Consider the following 26,667-nt stretch of genomic DNA (forward strand, 5'->3'; position numbering starts at 1 on the left):
TTATGGACGGCCTCCTTCCGAATAAATCTTTCCATTAGCATCATAAGTGGTATCCATTATCATGCTTACAAACGGCTGACATTTTCCACTGACGGGATGGGGAGATATCTGTTTCACGCATTCAATGCTGATGCTAACTTCATTGGTGAATAGCGTCTGTTTCAGCAACGCTTCTAGTTGCTTCGTTGCAGCATCTAATTTTTCCTTATGGTAGCCTTCGGTTGCAACAACCAAGCGGAAAGACGTGTAACTTACTTGAATCATCTGAAATTGTTTAATTTGCATATCTACAGCCAACTGCTGATAAAAGGCGTCGAAATATCGAAAAATGGAGGAATCGACAGTTCGGTCAGGTAATTTAATTTGTGATGTTCGAAAGGGCATCAGTTCTAAAATCTTCTTTTTTGTAGCAGGGTCATACAAAACTCTCCCTATGTCGCCTGAACGATACCTGACAAACGGCAAACTCTTCATCGCATAAGATGTAATAACGATATCACCATATTCTCCCGCATCAAGACATTGCCCCGTGTGAGGATCTATGATTTCCAGGTGGACGAACTGTTCATCAATTTCCAGTTGGCCTTGCTTATTACTGAATGCGATTAGCCACATCTCTTCCATTCCATAATAGTCCAGCAAAGGCACCCTAAAAACGGATTCAATTAATGCTCTCTGTGCAGGTTGTAAGAATTCCCCCCAATTCTGGACGAATAAGAGAGAACTGGGAACTTGCAGGCCACTCTTCTTGGAAAAGTATTCTGCAATCTTATATAGCGCCGAACAACGGCCTTGAATCATATGCGGAGAGGTTTTAATAATTTGATTAGCAAAATGCGTCACCATTCTGGGATGCGAGAAAATCGTATCACCGAGGAGTACAGAGCGGTACCGCAAGGGAAGACCCCATTTTCGCCTGTGCCTATGAATGGCCATCGACAACTTCATTTGCTCATCTTCTGTTTTAATACACCGAAAGGGAATTCCGGTGCTGCCCGACGTAAATGATTCCAGTAACGAACCTGCATCAGTCAGGCAAAGGCTGTCACGACTTTCATTGACAGTAGCTTTATCGATGATTGGAAGCTCTTCAAAGCTAACACCGGGATAATTCCATTTATGATAATAAGGATAATTTCTCACTAATTCATGTGTCAGCTCCTGCAAGCGGTCATTGCAGTTGGCCAGAGTCATTGTGCAACCACCTGACCTTTTACGAATTCAATTACAGCGCTGACCGTGCGGAATAGCTCCGGACGCAGATCATCCACTTCCAGCTCAAAGCCAAACTTATCCTCCAACTCAGCAAGCATTTCTAGAAACTGTATGGAATCCAAGCCCAAGTCATCAACCAATACATGGTTTAACTGAATCGTTTGTGCATTCCTCTTGGTTATTTGTGAAATAATCTCAAGTACGAGACGATTGACGTTTTCTTCATTCTGTGCTTGCATCACTTTGCTCCTTTACTATGAATTGCAGCCTTCTACGATCCAATTTTCCATTTACCCGTTTGGGCAGCTGTTGAATCTGGATAATTTCCTTTGGACGTTGAACTGAGCTCAAGTGCTGTTGGCAATATTGATAGAGCTCCTCCAGCAATGACGGCTCCGCTGCTCCTGACTCTGTTGGAACAACATAAGCAATTGGCAATTGTCCCCAAACCTGATCAGCTATCCCTGTAACGGCCACCTCCTGAATCCATGGATGATTGGAGATTACTTGCTCTATGGATTCGGGATAAATGCTATGCCCTGCCACATTCAATGCGTTATCAAGTCTGCCTGTTATGAACAGGTAACCTTCCTCGTCCAAATATCCAATATCTGCCGTTCTCAGTCCGTACGCAGCCAATACTTTCTCACTTCTTATCGGATCATTGTAGTACCCCAGCATGAGATTAGGGCCATTTACAATAACCTCCCCTATTTCTCCAGGGGGATTGGGCTGTCCGTTTAGGTAAATCGTAATTTCAACACCTTGAATAGGAATACCAACCGAGTTCGGTTTAAGTGCCAAAGAATGACCAGGTAAATAACTTACTCTTGGAGAAGCCTCTGTTAAACCATAGCAAGGCATAATTTCAATCCATGACAGTAGTCGACGCAGTTGAACTAACAGTTCCGCTGGCATTTGACCGCCAACGATGATTAGCTTTTTCAAACTTATGAGGGCATCAATATTCCACTTCTTTAATTTAAGCAGCGGAATTAGCGTTGATGGTACTGTACACATGAAGCTGGAATGATGATCCCGAATAAGACCAACAATTTGTAAGGGATGAGCAAAACCAACCGCCATCTGTAAATTCGCCCCCGTGAGCAATGCTAATAACCATTCGCCTGTAATCGTCGAACAATAGCCCATAGATTTGGTTAACAGAATATGATCCATCTCCGTTATATGCAAATAGGCTTGAATGGCTTCCACATTTGACAGCAGGTTCTTTTCGGTTAAAAGAATACCTTTCGGCACCCCTGTTGAACCCGAGGACATAAAAATGACTGCCGTTTGAGATGGCGGACTATACTGCCTGACTCGCGGGCGTCTGCTTCCAGCAGCAGATAGTATAGAAGCATCTAATTTTTCTCCGCTCTCCCCCTCCAACCAATACATAGGTCCGAGATACGAACCTTCTTCACTTCCTTCAGATGCTATTCTTTGAATCTGCTGGACCTGAACTTCAGAAAGCAGAACGATCTCAGCTTCCAGCTTGCGAATGATTGCTGCCGCTTCTTCACCTTTACTGGCGGGATGCAAAGGAACGGGAATACCATTCGCGAGAATAACTGAAATAAAAGCCGCCATGGATGCAGGAGACTGGTCCATCCAGAGTACAGCAATAAACCGCGGTGGAAGAGATAACGCCGCCAACTGCTTTGCTCTGGATTCTGCCTGTTGATAAAGCGTGTAGTAAGAAACCCATTGTTTTTCTAATGCTCCTGCTTGTATGTATAAGCAGCCTCGGTCTGTGCGCGCCGTCTGTTTAAAAAACTCAGCCAAATTTGCGGTTTTCATACGCTGACCCCGAACTTGTTCATTTGAACCTCTTTACTAATCAAGGTTTGATACAAACCACTGCGCTTCATTAATTCTGCATGGCTTCCGCTATCGACGATTCGCCCCGCATCCATCACATAAATCACATCCGCTGCTGCAATTGTGTCCATACGATGTGTGGAAATCAATGTCGTCTTATCCTGCATGAGATTTTTTAATGCCTGTAAGACATGATCTTCCGATTCTCTATCCAGGGAAGCGGTCGGCTCATCCAATATCAAAATGTCTGGTTTCTTCAAAATAACCCGGGCGATCGCGATACGTTGACGTTGACCGCCTGAAAGCTGAAACCCCTTATGATCGATAGGGGTATACAACCCATTCGGCAATGAATCTATCAATGATTGGAGGTTAGCTTGACAAGCTGCCTCGTAAACTTCTTCTTCCGTAGCTGACAAATTACCGAGCGCAATATTTTCAAATAAGGTGCCCGCGAATATATAGCTTTCTTGAAAAACGACTCCAATATGCTTGGACAAGGATTGCCTAGACCACTGCTCATAGGGTAAATTGCCTATGGATAAACGACCCTCATCAATGGGCATAAAGCCTAATAACGTTTTAAGTAACGTAGTTTTTCCAGAGCCGCTACGACCGACAAATGCCGCGGTCTGTCCTCTGTTAACTGTAAAATCAACTCCATTGAGTAGGGGGATGCCTTCATAGGCAACAACCATGCGCTGGCAAGAAATCATGAGGGGCTCCATAAGTTTAACCTTGACGGTTTGGTTTGCTTCGATTTGGACCGCAGGCTCTGTGTCACTTAATAAGAAGCTCTCAATACGCTGCATGGCAACCTCCCCTTTTTGCAATTCACCAAAATAATTATTCATAATCTGAATCGGATTTAGCACATTATACAAATACTGAGTAGCCGCTACCAGCATTCCGATGGATAAAGCGCCTGCCTGGATTTGTTGACTTCCGTAACCATAAATAAACACAATGATCAAGCTAATAATGAAAAAAGCGATTTGCCCGGAAAGAACATTAAATAAAGTTTCTTTTGTGCTGGCTTTAACCAATTGGCCATACATCACATCATTTCTGCGTTTTTCCCAGGCATCCAGACCAAATGCACGAATTTCCCTGGATCCTTCAACACTTTCAAACAAATGTGTGCCTATCTCTTCATTATGCTTGCGTACATGCGTTACATATCGTTTAATCGGTTTGGAGAATATTCGTGGTATCGCCAGTAAGATTGGGATACTAATCAGGGCAATCACGCCAAGCCGCCAATCCATAAAAAAGATCAGGGTAATCGAAAACAACATCGTAAACCATTGTGTGGATAATTCGACGACGATATGATTTAGAAAATTCCCCATCACCGCTGCATCCATTCCCATTATCGCGACGAACTTGCCGGCTCCGTGTTTCTCAATTTCTGTTAAAGGAATTTTTCGAATATGTGAAAGAATAACATCGCGAATGTCCAAAATATTGCGGATACACAGATAGCGGAAGGTAGCGGAACGTATGATGTTCAGAATCACCGAAAGCCCTGCACAGCCAATAGATATACCTAACAAGGGGTACAGCCACTTAAGATCCTTATCAATTAAGACGTGATCAATCAAATAGGAAAGAATAATAGGCTGCATCAGATTTAAGGCTACACTGGTAATTGAACATATATACGCAAACGAGGTGAGCTTCCATCTATTTTTTATAAATGGTGTTAATCTGAAAAATAATCGAATAACTTTCATCGTCATCCTCCCGCATAATGGTTAATTATTGGCTTCGCCTTACTTATCCACGTACTTATTGGTTCGCGACTTGAATCAATTGCTAAGGATAAAAGAGGCACCTTTGAAAAAGGCAACGATTTCAAATTTTCAATTCGGTATATTTCCGGCAAATCCATGCATGATGCCAGAGCAATCTCCGATGCCTCTGGCATCGCTTTAACTGTGCATTCAACGGATTGCAATGCTTCTTTCATAATGCAGGGCATTATGCTTTTATAATCATATTCGTAGGCTGCTTCTTTTGCATTTCTAGAAAAATTCTTGTGAAGCGACTGATTTAAAAGCAAGCGCAAGGAATACGCGATAACTTGATCAAGGTTAAGCCGCGGCTCAGATTGATCTTGACTCCAATCGCAATCGATCAAATACCCATCTTTACCGTGTCTAACGACTTCTTGAAAGCCGTCCCAATTGCTGCAAATGACAGGAATCCCCCATATTTTGGCCTCCAACAAATTATATCCAAACGTTTCCCCTGGATCTGTAGACAAGTTGATTAAAAGCTCAGATCGCTGAAAGAGCATATCTTTAAATTCATCTTTAACGGGGCCACTAAAAGTAATTTGCTTTTCTAGTTCCAATTCGGCAACTAATTGATGCAGCAACTTACGATAGCCGGCAATCTGATCTGCCGTTTGTCCCGTATATTCACCTGCAATAGTTAAATGCAGCTGCGGGATCACTTTGCACATTTCTGCAAAACTAATCAGCAATAAATGAATGTTCTTAACATCCTCAATTCGGCCAATGGATAAAATATGCCTAAGTTCCCCTTTTTCCGCTGTCTTATTTGTAGGGGGTATACTCCTCATAGCGATGCAAAGTGGAATAAGTTTGACCAACTGATACCGAGGGGAAATATTCAGCAATGCCTGATGGCTGGATACCGTACTCGAAAGTAAAACATCTTTATGAGACAGCCATGGGGCTATACTGATCCAATGTTTTAACCAATATTCCGAACCAACGGAATGGGTCAGGAACAGCAAGCCTAGATTTAAACCTGCATAGCTCCGTGCCATGAGTATATATGGAATATAGCCAGGCAAATTGAAATATATCAAGTTGATCTTATAATGCTGACATAGCTCACTTAAGCTCTCTGCCAAGGCGTCCAATGAATGAGGCAGCCGATCTAACCATCGTTCAACCGATCCATTAAATAGCCTTATGATGCTTAATGGCGCTATAGGCACCAGTTCTGCGTATTCCCCCAAATATTGCGTCCATTGTCCATCGATGACTTGCTCATTTAAGCGTTTCGCGCGGCCATCAATATAGCCAATTCGCAGATGCTTAGACTTGACTTTTATGTGACATTCCTCCCCATTGCTCCTGCAACAACAATAATTCCTGTTTGATCGCAAGCTCCAATTGCAAGATCGCCATCAATTTGTCCTTCAAAGTAATCAGCCCAGCGTGTTTTCCCACAATGCCGAGTCGTACAATCGCTAGAACAATATTGTCCCATTTCTGTACAAGTTCATCGGCTTTTGAATATGTGTCGCTCACTTGTATATCGAGGGCTTGAGCTAAGAAAGAATATATATGGACATAACCATGAAAACGCTTTGCAAGAACAGATACCTGTTCAACCAATGGGAAGAGTCTGTCGAGTGCATATGTGCTGCCTATGCATACTACCCTGTCGATCAAAGCCATCATCTCGGTATACAGTAGACTCGGTGATAGGTCTAACTGCTGCTTCATGCATGAAGCAATTACCGATTCTTCAGGCTGCTGCATTTGACTCGTATCCAACATAACCATAACCAATAAATTTTCGAAAGCAAAGGCTTGGTCTAGCGTCTCAAAACTCACATAACCCTCCCAGGAGAAATAGGGATCGATAAGAAAGCAGCCATGTTCAGTAAAATGGTGACTGATCAACAAATGCGGACGGTGTCTGACTTGATAACACTTATTGGGATATGGCAGATAATAAAGATCAACCAATATAATCATGTGCTGATTCTGTGTTTTAGCCGCCATATGCTTCTTGAACGATACATAATTCTCAGATTTACTCTTCCTATAATTATGAATCGGAGTTATTGAAGTACCATAAAGGAGCTTAAATTGAATTGAAATTCCTTCCATTCCAATCGTGTCGGAATAGTAGGAAATGCCATTCTCTGAAACAGAGAACGGTGCATTCCATACCCCGCAATAAAGGGGCCGCTCGTCAAATCGACGTTCCATTTGGATAATATAGGAAATACAGTCCAAAAAGCAGTGCGTTTGCTTGACCTCAATCATGCATCAATTCCGAGCTTATCCAATATACTGCTGGCAAACAGTGCTACTGTCGAAAAAAAATCGATCACCAGCTCCTCATCTTCAAATGCAATACCAAAATGCTGTTCAATTTGAACAATCAGGTTAACCATTTTTATCGAATCAATTCCCATTTCCTTTATCGGATCATCGTTTTTAATTTCATGTTTCATTTCAGGATGACCTGTAATTTCGGCAATTTTCCCTTTTAAAAAATCAATAATCTCCTTTTTTTTGTCTTCTACGCCAGTTTGCATTTGCAATCGCTCCTTTGATAGATAGTTACTTCCTAATCGTGATCTATTCTTGAGTCAATCCCTGCATTCTTTGGATGAAACTTACCAAGGAACCCACGGTTTGAAACGCAAGCGGGTCAACATCTTCCTCTGGAATAACAATCGTAAACGCTTCTTCAATGTACACCATAAGCTGCAGCACCATGATTGAATCCACATTTAAGTCCTCATACAAACGGTCCTTTTCATTCAGTGAATTCAAATGTTTTATTTCCAAATTCTCGACAAGTAAAATCCTTATCTTTTCAATAATTTCATTGCGTTCCATCCTATCATTCACTCCTGTTCAGCTAGTAATTTCCGGCTCACTTTACCGGACGGCAGTTTGGGTATTTCTGTGACGATTTCGATTACACTTGGAACCTTGTAAGGCGGCAAATGTTGTATGCACCAAACCTTTACAGCCTCTATTTGAATGCCATCTGCAACCACTAACGCTTTTACAGCTTCACCCCACACCTTATGTTGGGTTTTATGAACGACAACTTCTCTTACCCCCTCTAACCTGCCTATTATACTTTCAACCTCAGCCGGGATCACTTTTAAGCCAGAGACATTAATGAGATCATCCATCCTGCTGAGTACATGCAACTTACCCGATTCCGTCCTATAACCAAGATCCTTTGTAAATATTTCACTCTTACCTGTTGAAACCACAATTTCATCAACAGGCATCGGCAGTGACTCCGCTTCTGAGTTAGCCATAATAGTCACTTGTAAATGAGATAATGGGACGCCAACATCTGAAGGCGAGGTAAGCTGATTGCCCAAAGCTATACAGCCTGCTTCTGTACATCCGTATTGCTGCCAGACCTCTACAGCTGATAGCATTAAACGAGATAACAGTTGTTCATTTAAGGGAGCTCCTGAACTAATAAGCTTATAATAGGTCAACCGCTCTTTGGATAAGCTTTCAAACAATTGATAGAAAAAAGGCACACCGTAAACAATACTTCGCTTATTTGACTCGATAAGATGAATGGCAAACTTCGGGTTCTTATTCTGAACTATTATTGGCTGCACTCCCCTCTGCAATGCGGCCAAGACTCCCGTAATTAGACCGTAGGAATGGGAAACAGGCACAAGAATAATCGGTACATCTTCGGAGGAAACCCGCTCATTGTAGCTTTTCAACTCCAAGTCTATCTCACTCCAGCTTCGTGCAATTAATTTAGGCTGGCCCGTTGTTCCAGAGCTATATTGATAAAGCGCAGGCTCCCTCAACTTTACATGCCCCTTTATTGGAACAATCGTGTTCCATTGCCCGTAAACGAGATAATGGCTGTTCGCCTTGTGAGCAAGCTCTACAGCTCGATCATAAGGTGTCTGGCCGACCAGTAACAGTACAGAACTTGAATTGTTCTTCAAAAACTGCAAAATACACAGTATATCCAAGGGGGATTCCATACAAATAGCGAATAGCTTCCCTTCCGACTGTTTATACTCTGAGAGTGTCGTGAGTTCATTCATTCGCAAGTAAAAATCATGCTGCGTAAACTCTTGTCGATCAATAGTAATCATGTAGCCCCCACTGCATCCGCTATTAAATCGCTTAAAATCTCTTTCTCTTTAGCTACTGAAAGTATTAGGAAATCTTTGACTTTCAAAATTAGAGCTTCTTGGCGGGCGTAAATAAATTTCATCAAGAGCCCTAAGCAAACTTCATGTATTTTTTTAATTTCTTCATACCTCTCATAAATCTCCTGATTCCGCAGATAACCATTGTTCAACATGTATTGCATCCGCAATAACATTAACTTTTTGTGCTCATGGAGAAAATAGATGGGGCGCAAATCAAGTTCAACTTCTCCCGTACTCATTCGGGTTAAATAGTCCTGCATGGCTTCATATACTTTAATGCCATATATATTTTCTTGGCAAATATCCAAATCCGGTGTAACCGAATTTATATATCTGCTAATCGAATCCACAACAAATCTGGTATCAAAATTCAAATATTTTTGGTATACGGAAAAGTGATCTTTCTTATAGGAAAAAGAGAATACTCTGCGATCAAACCAGTCCTTCGACAAGTCTGCATTTTTATAAGCCTGCTCCATTTCTTCAAAAGAACAAGTTGTTTGTATGTATTTGCCCTGCTTCATATTATCGGCAATGTATAACCTTCGAAGTTCTTTATCATATCCATAAACAAACATATCATGATTGTGCTCGTTCTTTTGATAGGAGTCAGACTCGCTAATATAAAATTGGTCGGCAAGAAAGTAAACATAATATCCTGAATCGATATTATCCATTACGAAATTGACGATACTGCCTTCCCATTTGTGCGCAATAAACCCTCTGTGTGTACTTTGTATATTTAACCATGGACAATCAAACATAATCGGATCATAAAAACATTCTGTTTTGTTGATATAATCCAATTTTTGCAGGGAGGAAAAGTAAACAACTTGAATAAAATTGTTACTAATCCATGGCAATGTCTCTTCATGGTTGATAATCATACTGAATAGATTGGAACAATTGGGATAGGTGCGATAATCATGCAGACCCATGGGCAGTATTTTTCTTGTCACAGTATTCATCTCCTCTTGAGGATAGTCATAGCGCAACTTTGTTCGATAGACGAATTGAGCCTCAGGCTTATTTAGATCAAGTGGTGCGAAAGCTAGACAACTGGGCCATCAAGTCCTTAGAGACTGCTTCAAGTTCATCGGACAGTTTAACAAGATCTTCGCTTATTTTATACTGCTCACTGCTGAGTGAGGCCACTTCCTCCGATGTCGCCGATGCCTCTTCCGCCACTGCGCTAACGTTCCCCATGGCTAGGGAGAGCGTATTTTGCGTATGTCCGAGTTGACTAATGGAATCTGACACAGTTCCGAGATGATCAACAAATTCATTCATCTGCTCTTTTACCGTATGGAAAATTTGATTAGCCTGCTTCACGGAAGTGATCTGTTCCTTAAAAATAGGGTGTGCACTAGACATTACGACGATTGTTTCTTCAATCCCGTTCTGAATTGTTGCTGTAATCTGGGATACTACACCAATGGACTGCCGGCTCTGGTCGGCCAATTTCCGAATTTCATCTGCGATGACCATGAATCCTTTACCTGCTGCTCCAGCACGCGCCGCTTCAATCGACGCATTTAAAGAGAGAATGTTTGTTTGTTTCGTTAGATTGCTGAGCACATCCAAGATTTGGTGTATCGAGTGTGTGCTCTCCTTCAGATAATCGACTTTCATCAGCATGCTCCGGGTCATCTCTTCGGTAATGCCCGTCTTTTCAATCAATGCTGACATATGAAGGGTACCTGTCTGGCTGGCTACCTCTACTTCCGATGCAGAAGAGCCCATTATGTCATTGGCGGCAATCACCCCCTGCATTCGATTCTCTATATCCCCTGTAAGTTCACTTCCATGCTCCGACTCAATAGCCAGACTCACTGCACCTTTGGCGATTTCCTCTGTAACTGAAGCTATTTCCTTGGCATTCGCCGCTGTTTTCTTAGAAGCTTCCGAGAGTTCACCAGCTGTTGCCAGAACACTCAATGCGGAATGGTTTGTACGGTCTACCAAAGCTGTAATCTGCATCATCATCTGATTAAAGCTCTGCGACAACTGGCCAATTTCATCCTTGCTCTTCACGGTGGATCGCACTGTTAGGTTGCCTTTCTCTCCCTCGTTCATTAAATTGCGCAGCCTCGCAAGCGGGATAACGATCATCCGAATGACTAACACTCCGATCCCGATAGCAATTAAAGCTGCAACTCCTGAGAAGATAATGGTCAAATTGCGAATTTGGTTTGCATCTTGTACAAGCGAGCTAACTGGAATAGTTCCAAGCAATTTCCAGTTATTATGTTTGAACTGCTGGTAAATGCCAAGCATTTGTTTTGAATCTGTTTCATAATATAGTTGACCTTGCAATGAATTCTCACCGTTACCAGGGATAGCTACCAAAGTGCTCTTTCCCAGTAATTCTTTGTTATTGGCATAGGTGATTAAGCCCGAAGAAGTAATGATTTGAAGCTTGCTGCCTTCCTCTAGTGTAATGTCACTTAGCTGATCTTCTAACGTCTCAAGTCTAACTTCAAGCAATAATACAAATAACGGGGTGTTGCTTGCAGCGTTTACGATGACTCGGGCAAGCCCGATTGTTGGTGCTTCGCCAATTTCATTGAATCCTTTCATTTGAACAGGAAGCCATATCACTTGCCCATTCGCTTCCTTAGCTTGTTTAACCCAATCCGAATCCTTCGCCACTGTATAGTTAATCTGACTGTTCCCCGCGCTTGTTCCAATCAGTTCGTCCTGAAGGGGAATCAAGGCGGCCCCATAGAGGTTAGCGTCGTTATTCATGAGTTCTGACATTTTCGTCTCTATCTCTTTGATAGCATTTATCTTTATACTGGTATCCTTTGATTTTTCCAATAGCATATAATCGTTCTGTAAATGGGTGTCTGTGAGGAATTCCATCGTCTTCCCCTCAAATTGGGAGAATACCAGATCGAGATGTTTGGCAACCTGTGCAATCGTCTCGGCACTTGAAGCGGCCATCTTCTCTTCGATAATACGCTTAGATTTCGAGTAAGAGAACATCCCCACAATAAGTACGCACACGAGAATCCCTACAAAAATAACTAGAAACAGCTTTACTCCCACAGAACTGAACCACCTTTTTTGTGTAAGCGCATTCGGTAATGAGGGGCGTGTTTTCAGCTGCTTGACAATTTCCATGTACAGTACCACCTTTTCGTATCTCAGACTTTATTTTATGTTACATGCCCCTTTGGAAACAAATTAGCCTCCCTGCATGACTACGATAGATTAATTGTAATGAAACCGCTATCATTATGAAATTATAAATATTCAATATTGGTGGATATTTTTTATTAAAAGACACGAGTTCGGACGGCAATGCCGTCCGAACTCGTGTCTTGCGTATTGAAAGTCCAGCAGGCGTTACGGACCTGCGTAGACATCCAACTCCGATGCAGCTACTCCTGAGTAGACACCACTAGAAGATGCACTGGCATAGAACGTAGCGCGCAGTGCTTTTGCCGACACTGCGGAGAATCCGACTGTGCTGTGCACTCCTCCTTCGTTCACTGGGTAAGTTTCACCCGTGTTCAGGGTGACTGACCGCCAGACATTGCTGGAATCCAGGTATTCAAGCTTCCAACTTGCGGGCAGAGCGACGCCTGTTCCGCTGCCTTGAGCGGAATCGTTCCAGAATCGTACACTCGCAGCCTTCACAGTGACCGGGCTGGACCAAGTATAAGTGACCGTGTCGGACGCCGGACGATTGGAGGAGCGGTACGTCCCCCACAGCTGAGCTTGGTTATCCATGCCATTTGCTACGAAAGTACCATTATTCAATGCGGCAAGGCTGTTCCAAGAAGCGGTGTAGCTAGCCGTAAGCGTTGCTGACGGGCCAATTTCCGCTCCGAGATTGGACGTGCTGAGCGCGTAGATTCGAACCACAGCTCCGTTAGGGATATTTGACAATGAGATCTTCGTCTGCTCACCCGTGGTGGTGAAGTAACGCACCGGGCTGCCGCCATTGACTGTAACCGCATAATTCCCGTTTGTAAGGTAGGTCAGCGTAATATCCGGTGATAGCGTCGAGCCGCTGACTGCCTGCAGCGTTAAGGAAACATCTCGCTGGTCGCTGCTCACAGTCGCCTTTGTATAGCGCGCCTTGTCGAGTTCCATATGCAGCTTATTCAGATTATACATTGTAAACCGCTGCCGGACGCCGTCCTTAGGCGTAATCGTGTAGACATTATTCGCCAAGCTCACTTGGCCGTCGTAAGCATACAGCCCGACAACTCGGTCGTTAACCACATTAACCGAAGCTGTCTTCAAACCGCCCCAGAAACCGAGGTCAGCTTCACCCGACCAAGCCCACCAGCCATTCACAAGCGGAATGTAGCTGTAGTTGGCAGCGGACCCTTTCTCGCTCTGGAATTGCCAGCTCGCTGCACCATAGTTCGCAGCAGCGCTGCTGATCTGTCCGGAGTTGATGTTAGCCCAGCCTGCATTGTAAGCGCTGTTAGTTGAGCGCATCTGCTCGTCGAAGTCCGTGCTGCCAACACTTCCGTAAGTGGTCAGATAGTCTTGCTGCTGCCAAGCCCCGAGTTGAGTTTCATAGCCCAGGTTCCACCAGGACTCGCCCATGTGCCTATTGTCCGAGCCCATGAAGTACCACAGCGGCTGAAGTCCCCTTGCAGCAAGAGAAGCATTCTGCACCTTGGCAGCAAGTGACGTGTTGCCGTACATCTTCGCGAGTGTATAGGAAGTCTCAAAGCCTGTCGTGTCAATGCTCATTTCTGAGGCAAACGGGTAGGCCTCAGCAAACATATAATCGCGTTTCTTTTGGATTTCAGTACGCAGATTCCCAGCTTGGCCACCCATTCCCTCTGTGTGCAGGTCAGCAAGCAGCTCGGTGTAGGTCGACTCTCCCATCAGGCCGAACTGGTGTGCGGCATCGCCTAAAGGATTCGAAGCGGGGATCTTCGTGTACATGGCATACAGCGTCTGGTAAGCCATGTCGAGATACTGCGGCGCCGTGAAACTGGTCGTCATAGATGGAAATGCTTTCTTAATCTTATACATCGTATAATAGGTATTTGCGATATGCATGTAATTATAAGCACGCCATACACCCTGGTCAGTTGGCGTAGAGTCAGCGCCATCGTACCAGCGGTAGACCTGCCAGGTGCGGTTGCCACTAGCGTCGCGCTTATTCTGCATATAACCTAGGATGAAGTTGTTAATATAGTAATCGATAGAACTAATTTCCGTCTGATTCGGTGCAACAAGATTTTTCTCCGCGAGGTAGAGCGCTGGCGAGAGACCGAGGTCATCCGATCCTCCGGCCATCCATTCCTTCCAGCCGCCACCCGGGTAATTGTCCCAACTAATGAGAGATTGCCGGGACATATCCCATTGTAAGAAAGCGCCGTTATATCCTTTGGTATTCTTTGCTTGCTGTTTGGTAACAAGGAAATTAGCATGTGAATTGATCAGCGTCTCGATCGGTTCTATGGCGTAATACTGAAGAACTGATTGCCGACTGCCGCCGTATGTTACGGTTACCTTCTGCGCTCCGAGCGTCGGCATGGTCAGCTCGTAGATATTGTAGCCGTTGCGAACGCCAAGCGAGCTAACCGTAATGTTTTTTCCGCTTTCACCTGTGACGCTATTGATACCATCCTTTGCTCGGACTGCTAATGTCGCCTTCTGGTCAGTCGGGATTACCATGCCAGGAAGCGAGATCGTATCGACCACACCTGCGTCGTAGAGCACATTACGCAGCTCGTTGTAGTCATTCGCCCAACGGAAAGTGAATCCATATGTTTTGGAAGCACCGGCGTTGAGTGTCAGTGAGGTTGCCGGAAGATACTGTGCTGACTTGCTCGCTCGCTCCACCGAAACATTCTTTGAGTGAATATAGTACTCAACAAGACCTTCCCAAGACGGGTCAACCTCGGCAAAAGGCCCCTCGTTATAGTGCGCTTTGTTCTTGAATTCCAGCGATGTCCCCGACTGCGGAATCATGACGAGGAATGGACCTATGCCATTGGGGCGCTGCCAGTACATGTAAGAACCGTCATCTGCCACGAATGAGTGACGCGCGACGTTCTGCTCATAGATGCCGGTTTGATTGCCGCCATTCCACCATGAATTCATGAGGAACGGCAGACCAACATCTTCGAATTCAAGCGCAGTGGATGATGTGTTTTTCAACGTGATGTTCCAGTTCAATTGAGTACCATTCGTGCCGCCGAGGGAATAATTCTCACTGAGTTCGAAGTTTTTGATCCCCGCTGCGTTCGCAGCTGTTCCTGAATACTTGACGGTCACGTCGGAAGTACCGGCAGTCACCGAACGTATATCGTCGGACAGGCTTGTAACCATCGGTGTACCGGCAGATGCTCCGCTTGGTCGGACTCGGAATACCATGTCACCGACCCAACGCGAGTCATTCACATTAAATGCCGAACGCAGGGTTGGGTTCATTACAAAGTTGGTACCGGTTGAATCACTTGGATTGGATAAGTTGAAAATCCCCCCTGTTGCTTGATCAACATCTACCTTAAAACTGTTTGACTGAAGTGTGTACGTACTTGCTGCATGTGAGACCGTTGGAGTGCTGAATACACTGATCAAGGCCATCACACCGCTTAAGGTTATGGCTAGACCTCTCTTGCTTGCTAGCATTGTTTTGTACAAATAACTCCCTCCTTTAATAAAATTTCCATCAATTTCATGACGGTAAACAAATCATAAACGAAAGCGCTATCATTTTATATTGTAAAAAAAATAGTTTAGTGGATTATTTTTTGAAAACACATGAGTTTTGTTAAGTTTCATCCCCCCTTTCCCCGTATTGAAGTATTCATCTATCGTTGCACGATACACTTTTCTAAAGCCTCAATTGTACTCACCTTCTTGGTTACACCGATGATGCACTGTGTAAAAGCACCTGCCCCTGGCAGAAGTATGAATGCTTCTCCGTCTATATGCTTCTGTGACATACGATTTGGCCTCGTCCGGCAAGGCTCGAAAGAAAACATAAAGCTTTCGCCAATTTCCTTCGCTATTAGCGACCGAGGATAGCTGCTTAGCGGTCTGATAATAAATCCGGCGGCATGGTTCCCATGATCCACCATCATTTCTGCCGTAAGTTCTCGGCTCTGCAATTTCCCTATATAAGCCCCAAGTTCATCAATATGCACCAAACCACAAACGGGCTCCGGCACGTATTGATAGCACCGAATCGGCTGAGGCCCCTCATCTCTGGAAGGAATCCGCAGCGGATCGTCCTCCCGTGGAGCTCCATCCCGAATAAGCAGACTCTCTCTCTTTGCAGGGAGTACGTAACGACCCCCTCCATACAGATAAGATCCTGACAATTGAATATGATAGCCGTCATCCAGCGTTTGCACTTCAGATGATATGTTCTCCGTGAACTCCTCTCGCAAGAGCAACGAAGTATGCCATGCTGTAAATATGCGGATTTGCTTTACAAACAAAGGCTTATCTCCATAACCTGCACATACGACCTCGCCTTCAATCCAGATGCCTTCTGTCCCATATGTGATACGTATGGTATCCGATCGCGCAGGTGAATATGAGCTTGTGCCGTGCAAAGTTAAGCCTTCGCCTGGCGTTCCAAACAATTCCGGCCCAATCGTAGCTACTGCGGAATAAAAGCCGTTCAGCCATCCCGTTCCTTGGCGTTCCTGCAAGCTTACATGCTCTGGATGTTGTAAAAAGGTCGAGCTGCGTTCCCAACTCATAAGCTCTTCCTCATTCCGTATTTCGCCAATTTCCATGCCTCTTGCAGGAAGTACGGTAAAAGCAAGATAGCCGTTATGTATTTGAATGACGGGCAACTCCGCATGTACAGCATCCGAAATGCTCCATTTTTTCACGCTTCCCCCCTGTGGGAGATGCCGTATTTCCTGTTCACGTAAATCCGAAACATGAATTGTCACTGTATTTTCCATAAAAAAAGTTCCTCACTTGATTCCTGAATAACAAAGAAAACAGCATACGTGTGAAAACGTTGCTGTTTTCTTTGCGCTTTCATAATATGACGCTTATGCCAGTGAAGCGGTCTGCGACGGAAGGCTAAAGGTTCCTCTACTCCAGATTACCGTGCGGACCTCTTGCCCTTGTTCAGCGAAGAACGAGACCTGTTCTTCGAAAAAATGAAACTGCCTAGGGTATGCCGCGTAGCTGGTAACTTCGCAAGAACCATCATCGCGGTCGATAATTTCTCCATTCACACAGCACACTTCCCCATCCCGATAATAAAGGAAACACTTTGTTCCAAAGCCGGCCAGATAAGCCGCTAATTCTTCTCCCATGTCCCAATCGTCACCGGATGATTGGCTGAACAGCTGCTCGAAAAGCCCGCCGTCTTTGGCAAATGCCGATTGTCCGAAGCGGTTTCTGGATAAATCCGGCCTATTCAGATTAGGTCCCGCAACACTATAGGTGGAAGCTGCTTGCCCCTTTTCCAGCTTTTTAGTGGTGGCCGTTGCATGCCAGTCGTAACAGTAGAATACTGGCATCGTCGAACGATACGAGGCTAGCAAGTATTCATTTGCCCGCAATTGCTCGTATGCAACCAACGTTGAGGCAGCAACCATCCCGCCCCACAACGAATGGATCATATAAGAGAGCGACTCCCACCAGCGGTCGGGATTCTGCGCTCGGAAGTCGTTGCTATACCCGATATTGGCCAATAGAAGCTCTCCGTAGCGGCTTGCCTCCTCGTTATGGCCCAATAAACACAATGCCTCGCAGGTCGGTCCGAACCCCGCGTTATCATAGAAATGCTCGGTGACAGCCCCCTTATAACCGACGGTTTCCTTGCGGATTCGTTCCCCGGATGCTGTCCACAACCGAGATAACGTGTTGTACTCCTTCGTCAGGTGATTCCGTTCGAGATCCTGCAACAACTGTTTAATGAACAAAATGTATACGCCAAGCATCTTCGTTTCTTCTTTTTCGCGCACATCCTCGTGTAATGCTTCGTCTAGCCTTACAATCATAATCTCTGCCGCCCATTGCAAGTATTCAAGCGGCTGACCATGCGTCAGTTGATCTGCGGAAAACTTGGAAAGCAAATAGTAGATATGACCAATGTAATCCAGGTCTATGATCCGATAGAAGCTGCCGTACAGCTTGGCAGGGGAATAGAAGTCCCCGTTTACAAACCATTTAGGCTTAATGTATTGAACTGCACTGTTTTCGACCTTCCGAACCTGCTCCTGCTCGAAGCGTCCCATTTCATTTTTCATCAGCACCAGAACCAGCTTGCCCAGGGATTCCCCTTGGTTTGAAACTGGCAGAAATGCGTGCGGCGTCTCCGTATTCTCATCTTGATACAAGCTGTTGCAAACATAGTCGACACGAGCTTCGATAATCTCCTTGACTGGCTCAATAACATTGAACACCACCCAATCGGTAAGACCGCTCTCCAAGGAAATGACGAGTTTCCTTTCCCCAGGACGTTCCATTCTGAGCTCCAACTGGTAGCCTTGCTCCGTCGCTTCCAGCAGCTCGGTCAGATCATGACGGCGTATGCCGTTGGCTTCGAAGGACTCTATCCATACGGCAGTCGGTTTTACAAGATTCGGCAGCTTAATGTGTGATTTAAATAAACCGCCGCAAACAGTTACTGGATCGTAATCCACGACTGGATGCCCAAGCTTATAGGCATGCTCGTAAAATTGCTGCTTATCCGTATACGGTTTAAGTACGAACGACCACTCAGCTGAACCATTTGGATCAAGCCGCAGCGCTCCCTCATCTCGCATGTAAATCCAATCAGATACATTCGCGCTTGGATCCGTTGATCCCGTCCCTGCGAGAACTAGCTGATGATAGAGCATCCCGTCAAGTGAAGGAGATACGTTCTTGAAGAAATTGTTTTCAAAACGGCAGTAGGTGCCTACCGATTTGGTTTCGCCACTCACCGCATAAACACCCAGATGCGGGCCGCTATTGCTGCGGCGGACACATCCAAGTTTGGTGAAGTTCTTAGAGATTGATGGGAATACCGCGCAGGAATGCTCGATATTCCGCTTCAGGTCGGCATCTCGAAACATGACATACGCCAGGGATGCCCATATGGTAAAGCCTTCAATGGACATTTCTTTCTTCGTTCGGTTGAAGAGACTGATTGTCCAGCGCAGGGATTCGTCATCGTTCTCGCCGTCATACGTCATATGAACGTCTACCAACTCGAAGGAATAGAATATCTTTAGCAGGTTAGGACGGATTCTCTGGATGATCGGCTGCTCTGAGCGGCTGCTGTCATATTCCGCTTGATTGACCATTATGCCAAATTGCCCAAACAATTTGTCTTCATCCGAATAACCGACTTGTTGCAAATAAGTCTGGTCGATGACCCAATTCATTTTTTCTTTATCTTGATTGATGAGCAGTTTATCCACATAGCCTCTATCGGAAAACTGAAGATAAAAGGCGGAATTTCTAATAGATTCCACTCGAATCACTCCTTCCCGATTATTTTGGCTTCAGTCGTATGAGGCGATGAGAAGCTCGATTACCCCTTCACACCACTCGTAGCGATTCCTTCAACAAAGAAGCGTTGTCCTATGAGAAACACGACTAAGGATGGCAATACGATAATCGAGGTAGCAGCCATCATAAGATGCCATTGCGCCGAATAAGAGCCTTGAAATAAGGTCAGGCCAAGCATAAGCGTGTAATTTTTCTCTGAAGAGATAAATACCATAGGTGCCAAATAATCGTTCCAACTTGCCAGGAAAGTCAGCATCCCGACAACAATTAAGGATTGCTTGCTAATGGGCATGATAATATTCCAGTAAGTGCGAAAATGACCCGCGCCGTCAATTTTAGCCGCTTCGTCCATTTCCTTTGGAATGGTCAGAAAAAACTGCCGCAGCAAAAAGATATTGAATACCCCTCCCCCAAACCATGCAGGAGCGATTAAGGGAACGAGCGTATCCGTTAAATGTAGATATTTCCAACCCAAAAAATGCGGAATCATGACAACAAAGAAAGGGAGCATCAAGCCTGTCAGGATGAAGCCAAACACTTTGTCCCTGCCCGCCCATGAAATACGTGAGAAGCTGTAGGCGCATACTGAGCTTGAAAAAACAACACCCGCAATTGAAAGCACGGTCACAATCGTACTGTTTAAGAAATACCTTCCAAAAGGGTTGCTTGTAAGCGCATCTTTAAAATTATCCAATTTGAATGAATTCGGCACAAAATCCGGTGGGATTTGAAACAACCCGTCCATCCCTACAAAAGCCGTTCGAAGCATCCAATAAAAGGGGAAAACGAAGATTGCTGCACCAATGATCAACACAATGTACAGGCTCAATGGGCCGACTAATGAGCGCTTATTCATTTACTTTCTCTCCTGCCCTTCGTAGTAAACCATCGAGTTTGAAAATCTGAATAGAATCGCCGTACACAGGAGGATTACTAGAAACAACAGGAATGCAACGGCACTGGCCGTACCGAACTTGGTGAATTGGAATCCTTCTTTAAAGAGATAATACACGATAAAGTAACTCGCGTTGTTCGGTCCGCCCTGCGTCATAACAGCGGGCTGCACGAACGTTTGGAAAGCGTTGACGAATCCAATAACCGTGTTGAAGAAGATAATGGACGAACTCATTGGCAGTGTGATATACCAAATTTTGTGGAAAGCATTGCCTCCATCGACATCGAGTGCCTCATACAAATGACTCGGAATGTTCTGAAGACCTGCAAGGAAAATAACCATCGTGTTCCCCGTCATCCACAGACTGAAAATTATAAGAGTTGGAATGACCGTCGTATCCGAGGACAGCCAATTAAATTTAGGCAGATGAAACAGACTCAAAATATAGTTGACAACCCCGAAATCGGGCTGAAGCATCCAAAGCCAAATAACAGAAGAAGCGGCAAGCGGGATAATAACGGGTAGATAAAACACACCCCTGAAAAACGCTTTCCCTTTAATTTTGCTGTTCAGCAGTATCGCGATTACAAAGGAAAATGCGATACCCAGCGGTACACTAACAAATACGTAGTAGAGTGTGCTGATGACGGAGTCGAAGAACAACGGTTCTTTGCCCGTAAACAAACGTACATAGTTATCTAAGCCTACAAACTTCGGAGTTCCGACCATGCTGTATTCGGTAAAGCTAAGTCCGATTGTAAAAGCTAAAGGTCCCAACACGAAAATGAGATAGCCAATGAGGACAGGCGAAGCAAACAGCAGCCCGTATTTAAGCTCAGTATTCTTTCGTTTCTTAATGCCCTTAGACGGTTCCGCTTCTCCGCGAATTGCCGTTTTAGCCGCAATCTCCATACCCTTATCCTCCTCCCCGGAGAGCACACGACTAGAGGTCGTGCACTCTCACAGGCTTGCTGTCTTTTATTATTTGCCGTAACGGCCTTGAATTTCCGCTTGAACTTTAGGAGCAACTTCCTTCAAAGCTTGTTCCGCTGTCATCTTGCCCAGCCACACTGGATCAAGCGCGGAGAACGCCAAAGCGCTTACCTTGCCGAAATTCTTCACATAATACACTGGAGATGCTGTGTTGTTGTTCAGCAGGTTGTTCATGAACGCGTCCTTGAAGCCTTCCGGATGCGCTGGATTATTCTCTGCCCATTGAGCTACAAGCGCCGGGTCTGTGTACCATTTTTTCAAAGTCGGCATCCATAGACCGCCTTTGTACAGATCAAGAGCGCCGGCCGGGTCAGCCAAAAACTTCGTCAACAACCATGTTTCTTCCGGATGCTTTGTCGACTTAAACATAGCGCTTACACCGCTAATGCCCATAGCCATACTGTTTTTCATTTTTGGCAGTACGCCGATCCCGTAGTTAACATTAGCTGCACCGAGGTCGAGGTTGATCCATTGACCGTGCATACTCATCGCTACCAGCTTGGATTGCAGGGCAACAGCCTGGGATGGAATTGATTTTGCCTGCACCGGATTTGGCGCCACATGGTAAACATTAATTAAATCAGCTAACTTTTGGATTGCCTCGACAGCTTCGGGCTGATCGAGTGCAAACTTCGATCCATCTTTAGAGATCAGGTCTCCTCCGTTATTCATCACGTGAGTCATAATTGGGCCGTACCAATTTTCAAACGAAACGCCGAATTGTTTAATATTATTTGGATCAAAGCCTGGTTCCGATGCGTTCTTGCCATTTTTATCGATTGTCAGTTTCTTCGCAACCTCTACGAACTTATCCCATGTCCACGCAGCGTCAGCCTTTGCGGGAGGCGTCTCTACGCCTGCTTGTGCGAAGAGATCCTTATTGTAGAATAATCCAAAGGTTTCGCCTGCCGAGCTGATCCCCCAAGTGTACTTCGGATCATCGCCGTTAAACCAAATGTAATCAAGGAAATCTTCCTTCTTCATATCCTTGTCTGTTGCAAACATGTCGTTAAAGTTGATGAACTTGCCTTCTTTTTGCCATGCTTCTCCGAGCTCACCGTGCACATAACCGCCATCCGGGGCTTCGTTGGCCGCAACCATTGCTGTGATTTTGGCATCGTAATCGCTTTCCGGAATGTGAACGGCATTCACCTTAATCCAAGGATATTTCTCTGTGAATTTCTTGGTAGCGTCTTCAATCGCCTTTTTCTCTTGAGGGCTTCCCCAGAATGTATACTTCAGGGTGACGGGCTCTTTATTCCCGGCAGCTGCAGTTTGTGTTGCTTCGCCGCCCGATTTCGGAGCTGTTGACGCACCGGAATCCCCACTGTTGGAATTATTGCTGGAGCACCCCGCGATGACAAGCGACGCACCGAGCATCAGTGAACCCATTGTTTGCAGTAGTCTTTTTTTCTTAGCCAATTTTATTTCCTCCCTGTTATTTATAAGTGCCATAGATGCTTCGTCTATGTTGATTTGATTATAATGAAACCGCTAACAAGATAGTATTATAAATATTCCATTAAGGTGGACTTTTTTCAGAATGCAAAGATACTGTTTTAGTAGATTGTTTTTGAGAATACATTTAAACTAAACAAGCCCATCGAATGATGAGCTCGTTTAGTTTTGTTCGCTTTACTCAAGACTCGCCTCGTTTCAAATTACGGGAAATCGAACGATATTCCTCTGGTGTTATGCCAAGCTCTTTTTTGAATACTCGGTTAAAATATTTCACGTCATTATACCCAAGACGAGTTGCGATTTGATAGACCTTCTCATCGGTATTTTCTAGGAACTCCTTCGCCTTTGATAACCGAAGTTGAGTTAAATATTGAATAAAATTAATATTAAGCTTATTTTTGAAGTACTGACTGAAATATGCAGCGTTAAATTCAAAGACTGCAGCTACCGATTCAAGCGAGAGATCCTCCATATAATGCTCTTCAATGTAGGCCATACACCGATAAATCTGCGTCTCCTTATGTTCTCTCCTCGCCGAAACCACAGCTTCAGCTAACTCATCCACCCTCTTAGAGGTTTCCGATTGCAAATCGCCTAGATTAGATTGAAGACTTAATGATGTCCTTACTTTTAGGATAAGTGCCTCACGAACCTCCATGTGAAGAAATTCAGCAGATTGAATCAATTTACACAATAATTCTTGGACGTATCTCACCAATTCCTGCGGCCTTGGATAACGCTCAGATCGAAGCAAACGGTCGAATAAACTGGAGACAGCTAAATCCGCTTTATGTACACCTGTTCCGAACACTGCATCTGAAAACGAAGCATCGTCCTTGGATGAGTGAATTAGAATGAGCTTCGGATCAATGCACGATCTATCAGCCAATATCGGTCGGCGATCACTCGCATAAAACCCTGATTCAATAGAGAGAAGCGCTTCATGATATAACTTCGCACCAGATTCAGCCAATTTATCAGACCAACGGGAAAGTCCGATAAAAAGCAATTGGCCGGAAGAGGACAAAACTTCTATAAGATCAGTTAACTCAGAAATTAGTTGTTCATTCGGAATTGTCTCAGAAATTGCTATTACCTGATTTGGAGTGATATCCGGCTCAATTAGATAGCAAGCACCTCGCTTGCCTAGCGTTTGATACAGCAAGTTCTTAATCTCTAACTTGCTTTTTCCCCTTTTACGATCAACTTCTTCAGATTTCACCTGCAGTTCTGCAATTAATAATATACCGCCTCCACCAAGCCCAAGAACCTTCAGTTCCGAGCTAGTCTCTTGAGTCATCTCTCCCCCCATCAGCCAGTCGTTTATAAGATGGTTGCGGTAAAAGTGAACGGTTGATTTTAACCTCCCTTCTAACATTGCATGCTCCTGCATTTGTAGCATTTCTTGCTGCAAACTCTTTTCTGCCCGTTCAAGAACAGCCGTAAATTGCTGTTTATCTACAGGCTTAAGCACATATTCAAATGAACCCAATACGATTGCTTTTTGCGCATATTCGAAATCACTATGGGCAGTTAAGAAAACAATTTTCAACGGCTTGTTACGATCGTACAGCTGCTCTGCAAATTTTAATCCGTCCATAACTGGCATTTGTATGTCTGAAATGATTATCTGGTAATCGCACGACTTACAAGCATTCAATGCTTCAATTCCATTCTTAGCGGTATGAATTATGTAATGGGGTCTGATTCGCCCTAAGAGTTTAGAGAGCCCTAAGAGATGACTTGGTTCATCGTCGACTAGCAATACATTATACAAAGTTTCCTCCTCCAATCCACGTTCTAAAAAATTCTATTAATATTGCTTTGGAATTCGGATCTTAACCTGCGTCCATTCACCCAATTTCGAACTAACGTCAATACCATACATCTCTCCGTACAACAATTTAATCCTATTTTGTACATTTGTAATCCCTACCCCAGTAGCGTCTGGTTTTGTCAGAGATGCAATGGTATCTGGGTGTATGCCCTTCCCGTTATCAGTCACAGCGAACTCGAGCATGCCATCAAGCTCTCGTCCAGATATCCGTAGCATTCCTCCTTGAGACTTGGAGGACAAGCCATGAATAATAGCATTCTCAACGATTGGCTGTAGGAACATTTTTGGCACCTTCGTGGATATTGGAATGAGATTAAGTTCATACTCTGTTTCAAACAAACCGCAGTAGCGCTGCTCCATAATATGTATATAACTCTTAAGCCAAATTAAATCATCAGTAAATAGGACAATCTCTTGCTTGTTTTTTACTGTATATTGCAGCATTGTCGACAGACTCACAAGCATTTTGCTAATCTCTTCCTCATCTTTATCCAATGCCATCCAATTGATAATATTAAGCGTATTGTATAAGAAGTGTGGATTCAGTTGCAGATTGAGGGCCATTATTTCGGCCTCTTTCTCTCTGAGCTTTGACTTATAGTTTTCATCGATTAGGTCGCTGATTCTATCATTCATTTGGTTAAACTTTTTGATGAGGATAGCGAATTCCAAATCACTTTGCTCCGGGATCTTGGTCGAGAAGTCACCGTTTCCTGTTAAATGGATTGCAACCAATAGTTTTTTAATAGGATTAGTCAAACGTCCCGCTATCATATAAGCAACTGTGATTGAAATCATGAGCAAAATCCCCACAATGTAGATACTATACTTGTGGAACTGAGGCAGATTACTAAGCAGTTGATCGTATGGCACCACAAGCAAATTTAACCATCCTGTTACCGCAGATGTGTCATAGCATATAAGTAACTTTTCTCCATCTTCCTCATAAATCGCGCTTCCAACTTTACCTTTAACAGCATCTTTAAGCCAGGATGCTATCATCGTATTTGTTGGATTGGACTGTTCTGGTGATGCCACTATATCCCCGTTCTGGGATACGACATACATGTGAGAGCCATCCATTGTATTTTCATTGCCCTTCAAAGTATCGAAAAAGCTTTCGTTGAAGTTAATAAGAAGCATAGGATATTCCGTACCTGACTCCCACTTGTTCACAACTCCATTCACTACAATTGAACTTTTAAGAATCTGCGCGGCGGAAAAGACAAATCGATACCTCGGATCCATGTTCTCCAGTTCTTTCTGGTCGAACTGCTTAGCAAAATCATATGTCGGAAACCATATCATTTTGCCATCAGCTATTGTTGCCTCTCGGTACAGGGCAGATGACTTTAGTTTGTTTGGTCTAACTGTCACTAACGTTGACCTACTCGTTAGTGAAGCCATTCCTCCAAAACTATAGTTACTAGTTACCAACTGTACACTGTCGATATAGGTCTCAGAGGCGAAGTATTTATTTAAAATGTCTGACACTTTGCGATCCATTTGAAAAATCTCAAGTAAATCCGTTGGTAGGGGCTTCTCAAATAAATGGAACAGATCTGAATCCGTGAGTAAGGATAACGACTGATCCTTGATTCGATTAAATACGATGTCTGTGTACTGATTGTTTTTTATTACTACCTCCTGCAAGCTGTCACTTGCATTCTTTAAAATGATGCCTGAGCTGGTTTTGTAGTAGGCATAACTGATTGAGATAATCGGAAGCGTTATGAGCAGAACGTAATAAATAATTAGTTTTGTCCTAAATCTCAATCGAGCAAACCATCTATTTAAGGACATCATAAAACTTATTTCACCAGCTTTCTGATTAGATTCCTGTTGCCTGTTCATTGAAAGTGGTTGGTTTTTATACTTAGCTTGAGAATAATCATAGTGTAATCATCTTATTGAAAACGCTGCCAATTATGAATTGTAAATATTCAATATTAGTGGACTATTTTTAGATAAATAATATTAACAGCAAGACTCCACTGCCTTAACTACCATTCTTTTTATAAATTAATCATATTTCTCCACTTAAAAACCAGC

19 protein-coding genes are annotated in these 26,667 nt (G+C 44.0%); all 19 read right to left on the reverse strand.

Translation table 11 applies throughout. The features are described 5' to 3' along the window. The 19 genes from ABE504_RS14215 to ABE504_RS14305 all read right to left on the reverse strand — a co-directional run bounded on the left by ABE504_RS14215 (position 1) and on the right by ABE504_RS14305 (position 26,421). Positions 1 to 1,194, reverse strand: a complete 1,194-nt coding sequence (locus ABE504_RS14215) for a hypothetical protein (protein ID WP_430089462.1) — start codon at positions 1,192 to 1,194, stop codon at positions 1 to 3. Further along, positions 1,191 to 1,454 carry an acyl carrier protein gene (locus tag ABE504_RS14220; protein WP_430089465.1) on the reverse strand — a complete coding sequence of 88 codons (264 nt, stop codon included), beginning with the start codon at positions 1,452 to 1,454 and terminating at the stop codon, positions 1,191 to 1,193. The genes ABE504_RS14215 and ABE504_RS14220 overlap by 4 nt, the downstream gene beginning before the upstream one ends. Then, positions 1,438 to 3,018: a class I adenylate-forming enzyme family protein gene (locus ABE504_RS14225; RefSeq protein WP_430089467.1), complete on the reverse strand. Its 1,581-nt coding sequence runs from the start codon at positions 3,016 to 3,018 to the stop codon at positions 1,438 to 1,440. Before ABE504_RS14225 ends, ABE504_RS14220 begins: the two co-directional genes overlap by 17 nt. After that, positions 3,015 to 4,775, reverse strand: a complete 1,761-nt coding sequence (locus ABE504_RS14230) for an ABC transporter ATP-binding protein (RefSeq protein ID WP_430089470.1) — start codon at positions 4,773 to 4,775, stop codon at positions 3,015 to 3,017. The genes ABE504_RS14225 and ABE504_RS14230 overlap by 4 nt, the downstream gene beginning before the upstream one ends. Before the next feature lie 2 nt (positions 4,776 to 4,777). Next, positions 4,778 to 6,034 carry a glycosyltransferase gene (locus tag ABE504_RS14235; protein WP_430089473.1) on the reverse strand — a complete coding sequence of 419 codons (1,257 nt, stop codon included), beginning with the start codon at positions 6,032 to 6,034 and terminating at the stop codon, positions 4,778 to 4,780. A gap of 79 nt (positions 6,035 to 6,113) precedes the next feature. Next, a complete protein-coding gene (locus ABE504_RS14240; RefSeq protein ID WP_430089476.1) occupies positions 6,114 to 7,076 on the reverse strand; it encodes a DUF6005 family protein in 963 nt (320 codons plus the stop codon). After that, the gene (locus ABE504_RS14245) at positions 7,073 to 7,351 is read right to left on the reverse strand and encodes an acyl carrier protein (RefSeq protein ID WP_430089479.1); all 279 of its coding nucleotides are present in this window, start codon (positions 7,349 to 7,351) and stop codon (positions 7,073 to 7,075) included. The genes ABE504_RS14240 and ABE504_RS14245 overlap by 4 nt, the downstream gene beginning before the upstream one ends. Before the next feature lie 43 nt (positions 7,352 to 7,394). After that, a complete protein-coding gene (locus tag ABE504_RS14250; protein ID WP_430089482.1) occupies positions 7,395 to 7,658 on the reverse strand; it encodes a phosphopantetheine-binding protein in 264 nt (87 codons plus the stop codon). An 8-nt stretch (positions 7,659 to 7,666) separates the two neighbouring features. After that, positions 7,667 to 8,911, reverse strand: coding sequence for an AMP-binding protein (locus ABE504_RS14255; RefSeq protein WP_430089485.1), 1,245 nt, complete (start codon positions 8,909 to 8,911; stop codon positions 7,667 to 7,669). Next, the gene (locus ABE504_RS14260) at positions 8,908 to 9,930 is read right to left on the reverse strand and encodes a hypothetical protein (RefSeq protein ID WP_430089488.1); all 1,023 of its coding nucleotides are present in this window, start codon (positions 9,928 to 9,930) and stop codon (positions 8,908 to 8,910) included. The genes ABE504_RS14255 and ABE504_RS14260 overlap by 4 nt, the downstream gene beginning before the upstream one ends. Positions 9,931 to 10,006: 76 nt before the next feature. Continuing rightward, positions 10,007 to 12,097 (reverse strand): methyl-accepting chemotaxis protein, encoded by a 2,091-nt coding sequence (locus ABE504_RS14265; RefSeq protein ID WP_430089490.1) that lies wholly within the window; start codon positions 12,095 to 12,097, stop codon positions 10,007 to 10,009. A 225-nt stretch (positions 12,098 to 12,322) separates the two neighbouring features. Continuing rightward, a complete protein-coding gene (locus ABE504_RS14270) occupies positions 12,323 to 15,598 on the reverse strand; it encodes a DUF5695 domain-containing protein (RefSeq protein ID WP_430089493.1) in 3,276 nt (1,091 codons plus the stop codon). A gap of 170 nt (positions 15,599 to 15,768) precedes the next feature. Further along, complete coding sequence (locus tag ABE504_RS14275) at positions 15,769 to 16,878, reverse strand: DUF4432 family protein (protein ID WP_430089496.1); 1,110 nt, start codon at positions 16,876 to 16,878, stop codon at positions 15,769 to 15,771. 93 nt (positions 16,879 to 16,971) lie between these two features. Beyond that, positions 16,972 to 19,392, reverse strand: a complete 2,421-nt coding sequence (locus tag ABE504_RS14280; protein WP_430089498.1) for a hypothetical protein — start codon at positions 19,390 to 19,392, stop codon at positions 16,972 to 16,974. Between the two features lie 59 nt (positions 19,393 to 19,451). After that, on the reverse strand, positions 19,452 to 20,285 hold the full coding sequence (locus ABE504_RS14285) for a carbohydrate ABC transporter permease (protein ID WP_430089500.1): 834 nt from the start codon (positions 20,283 to 20,285) through the stop codon (positions 19,452 to 19,454). After that, positions 20,286 to 21,104: a carbohydrate ABC transporter permease gene (locus ABE504_RS14290; RefSeq protein ID WP_430089503.1), complete on the reverse strand. Its 819-nt coding sequence runs from the start codon at positions 21,102 to 21,104 to the stop codon at positions 20,286 to 20,288. A gap of 201 nt (positions 21,105 to 21,305) precedes the next feature. Further along, positions 21,306 to 22,739, reverse strand: a complete 1,434-nt coding sequence (locus ABE504_RS14295) for an ABC transporter substrate-binding protein (protein WP_430089505.1) — start codon at positions 22,737 to 22,739, stop codon at positions 21,306 to 21,308. 217 nt (positions 22,740 to 22,956) lie between these two features. After that, positions 22,957 to 24,555 carry a response regulator transcription factor gene (locus ABE504_RS14300; protein WP_430089508.1) on the reverse strand — a complete coding sequence of 533 codons (1,599 nt, stop codon included), beginning with the start codon at positions 24,553 to 24,555 and terminating at the stop codon, positions 22,957 to 22,959. Positions 24,556 to 24,591: 36 nt separating this feature from the next. Further along, positions 24,592 to 26,421: a sensor histidine kinase gene (locus ABE504_RS14305; protein WP_430089511.1), complete on the reverse strand. Its 1,830-nt coding sequence runs from the start codon at positions 26,419 to 26,421 to the stop codon at positions 24,592 to 24,594. Between the last annotated feature and the right edge of the window lie 246 nt (positions 26,422 to 26,667).

The sequence above is a fragment of the Paenibacillus oryzisoli genome (assembly GCF_050467285.1).
Lineage (GTDB): Bacteria > Bacillota > Bacilli > Paenibacillales > NBRC-103111 > Paenibacillus_E > Paenibacillus_E oryzisoli_A.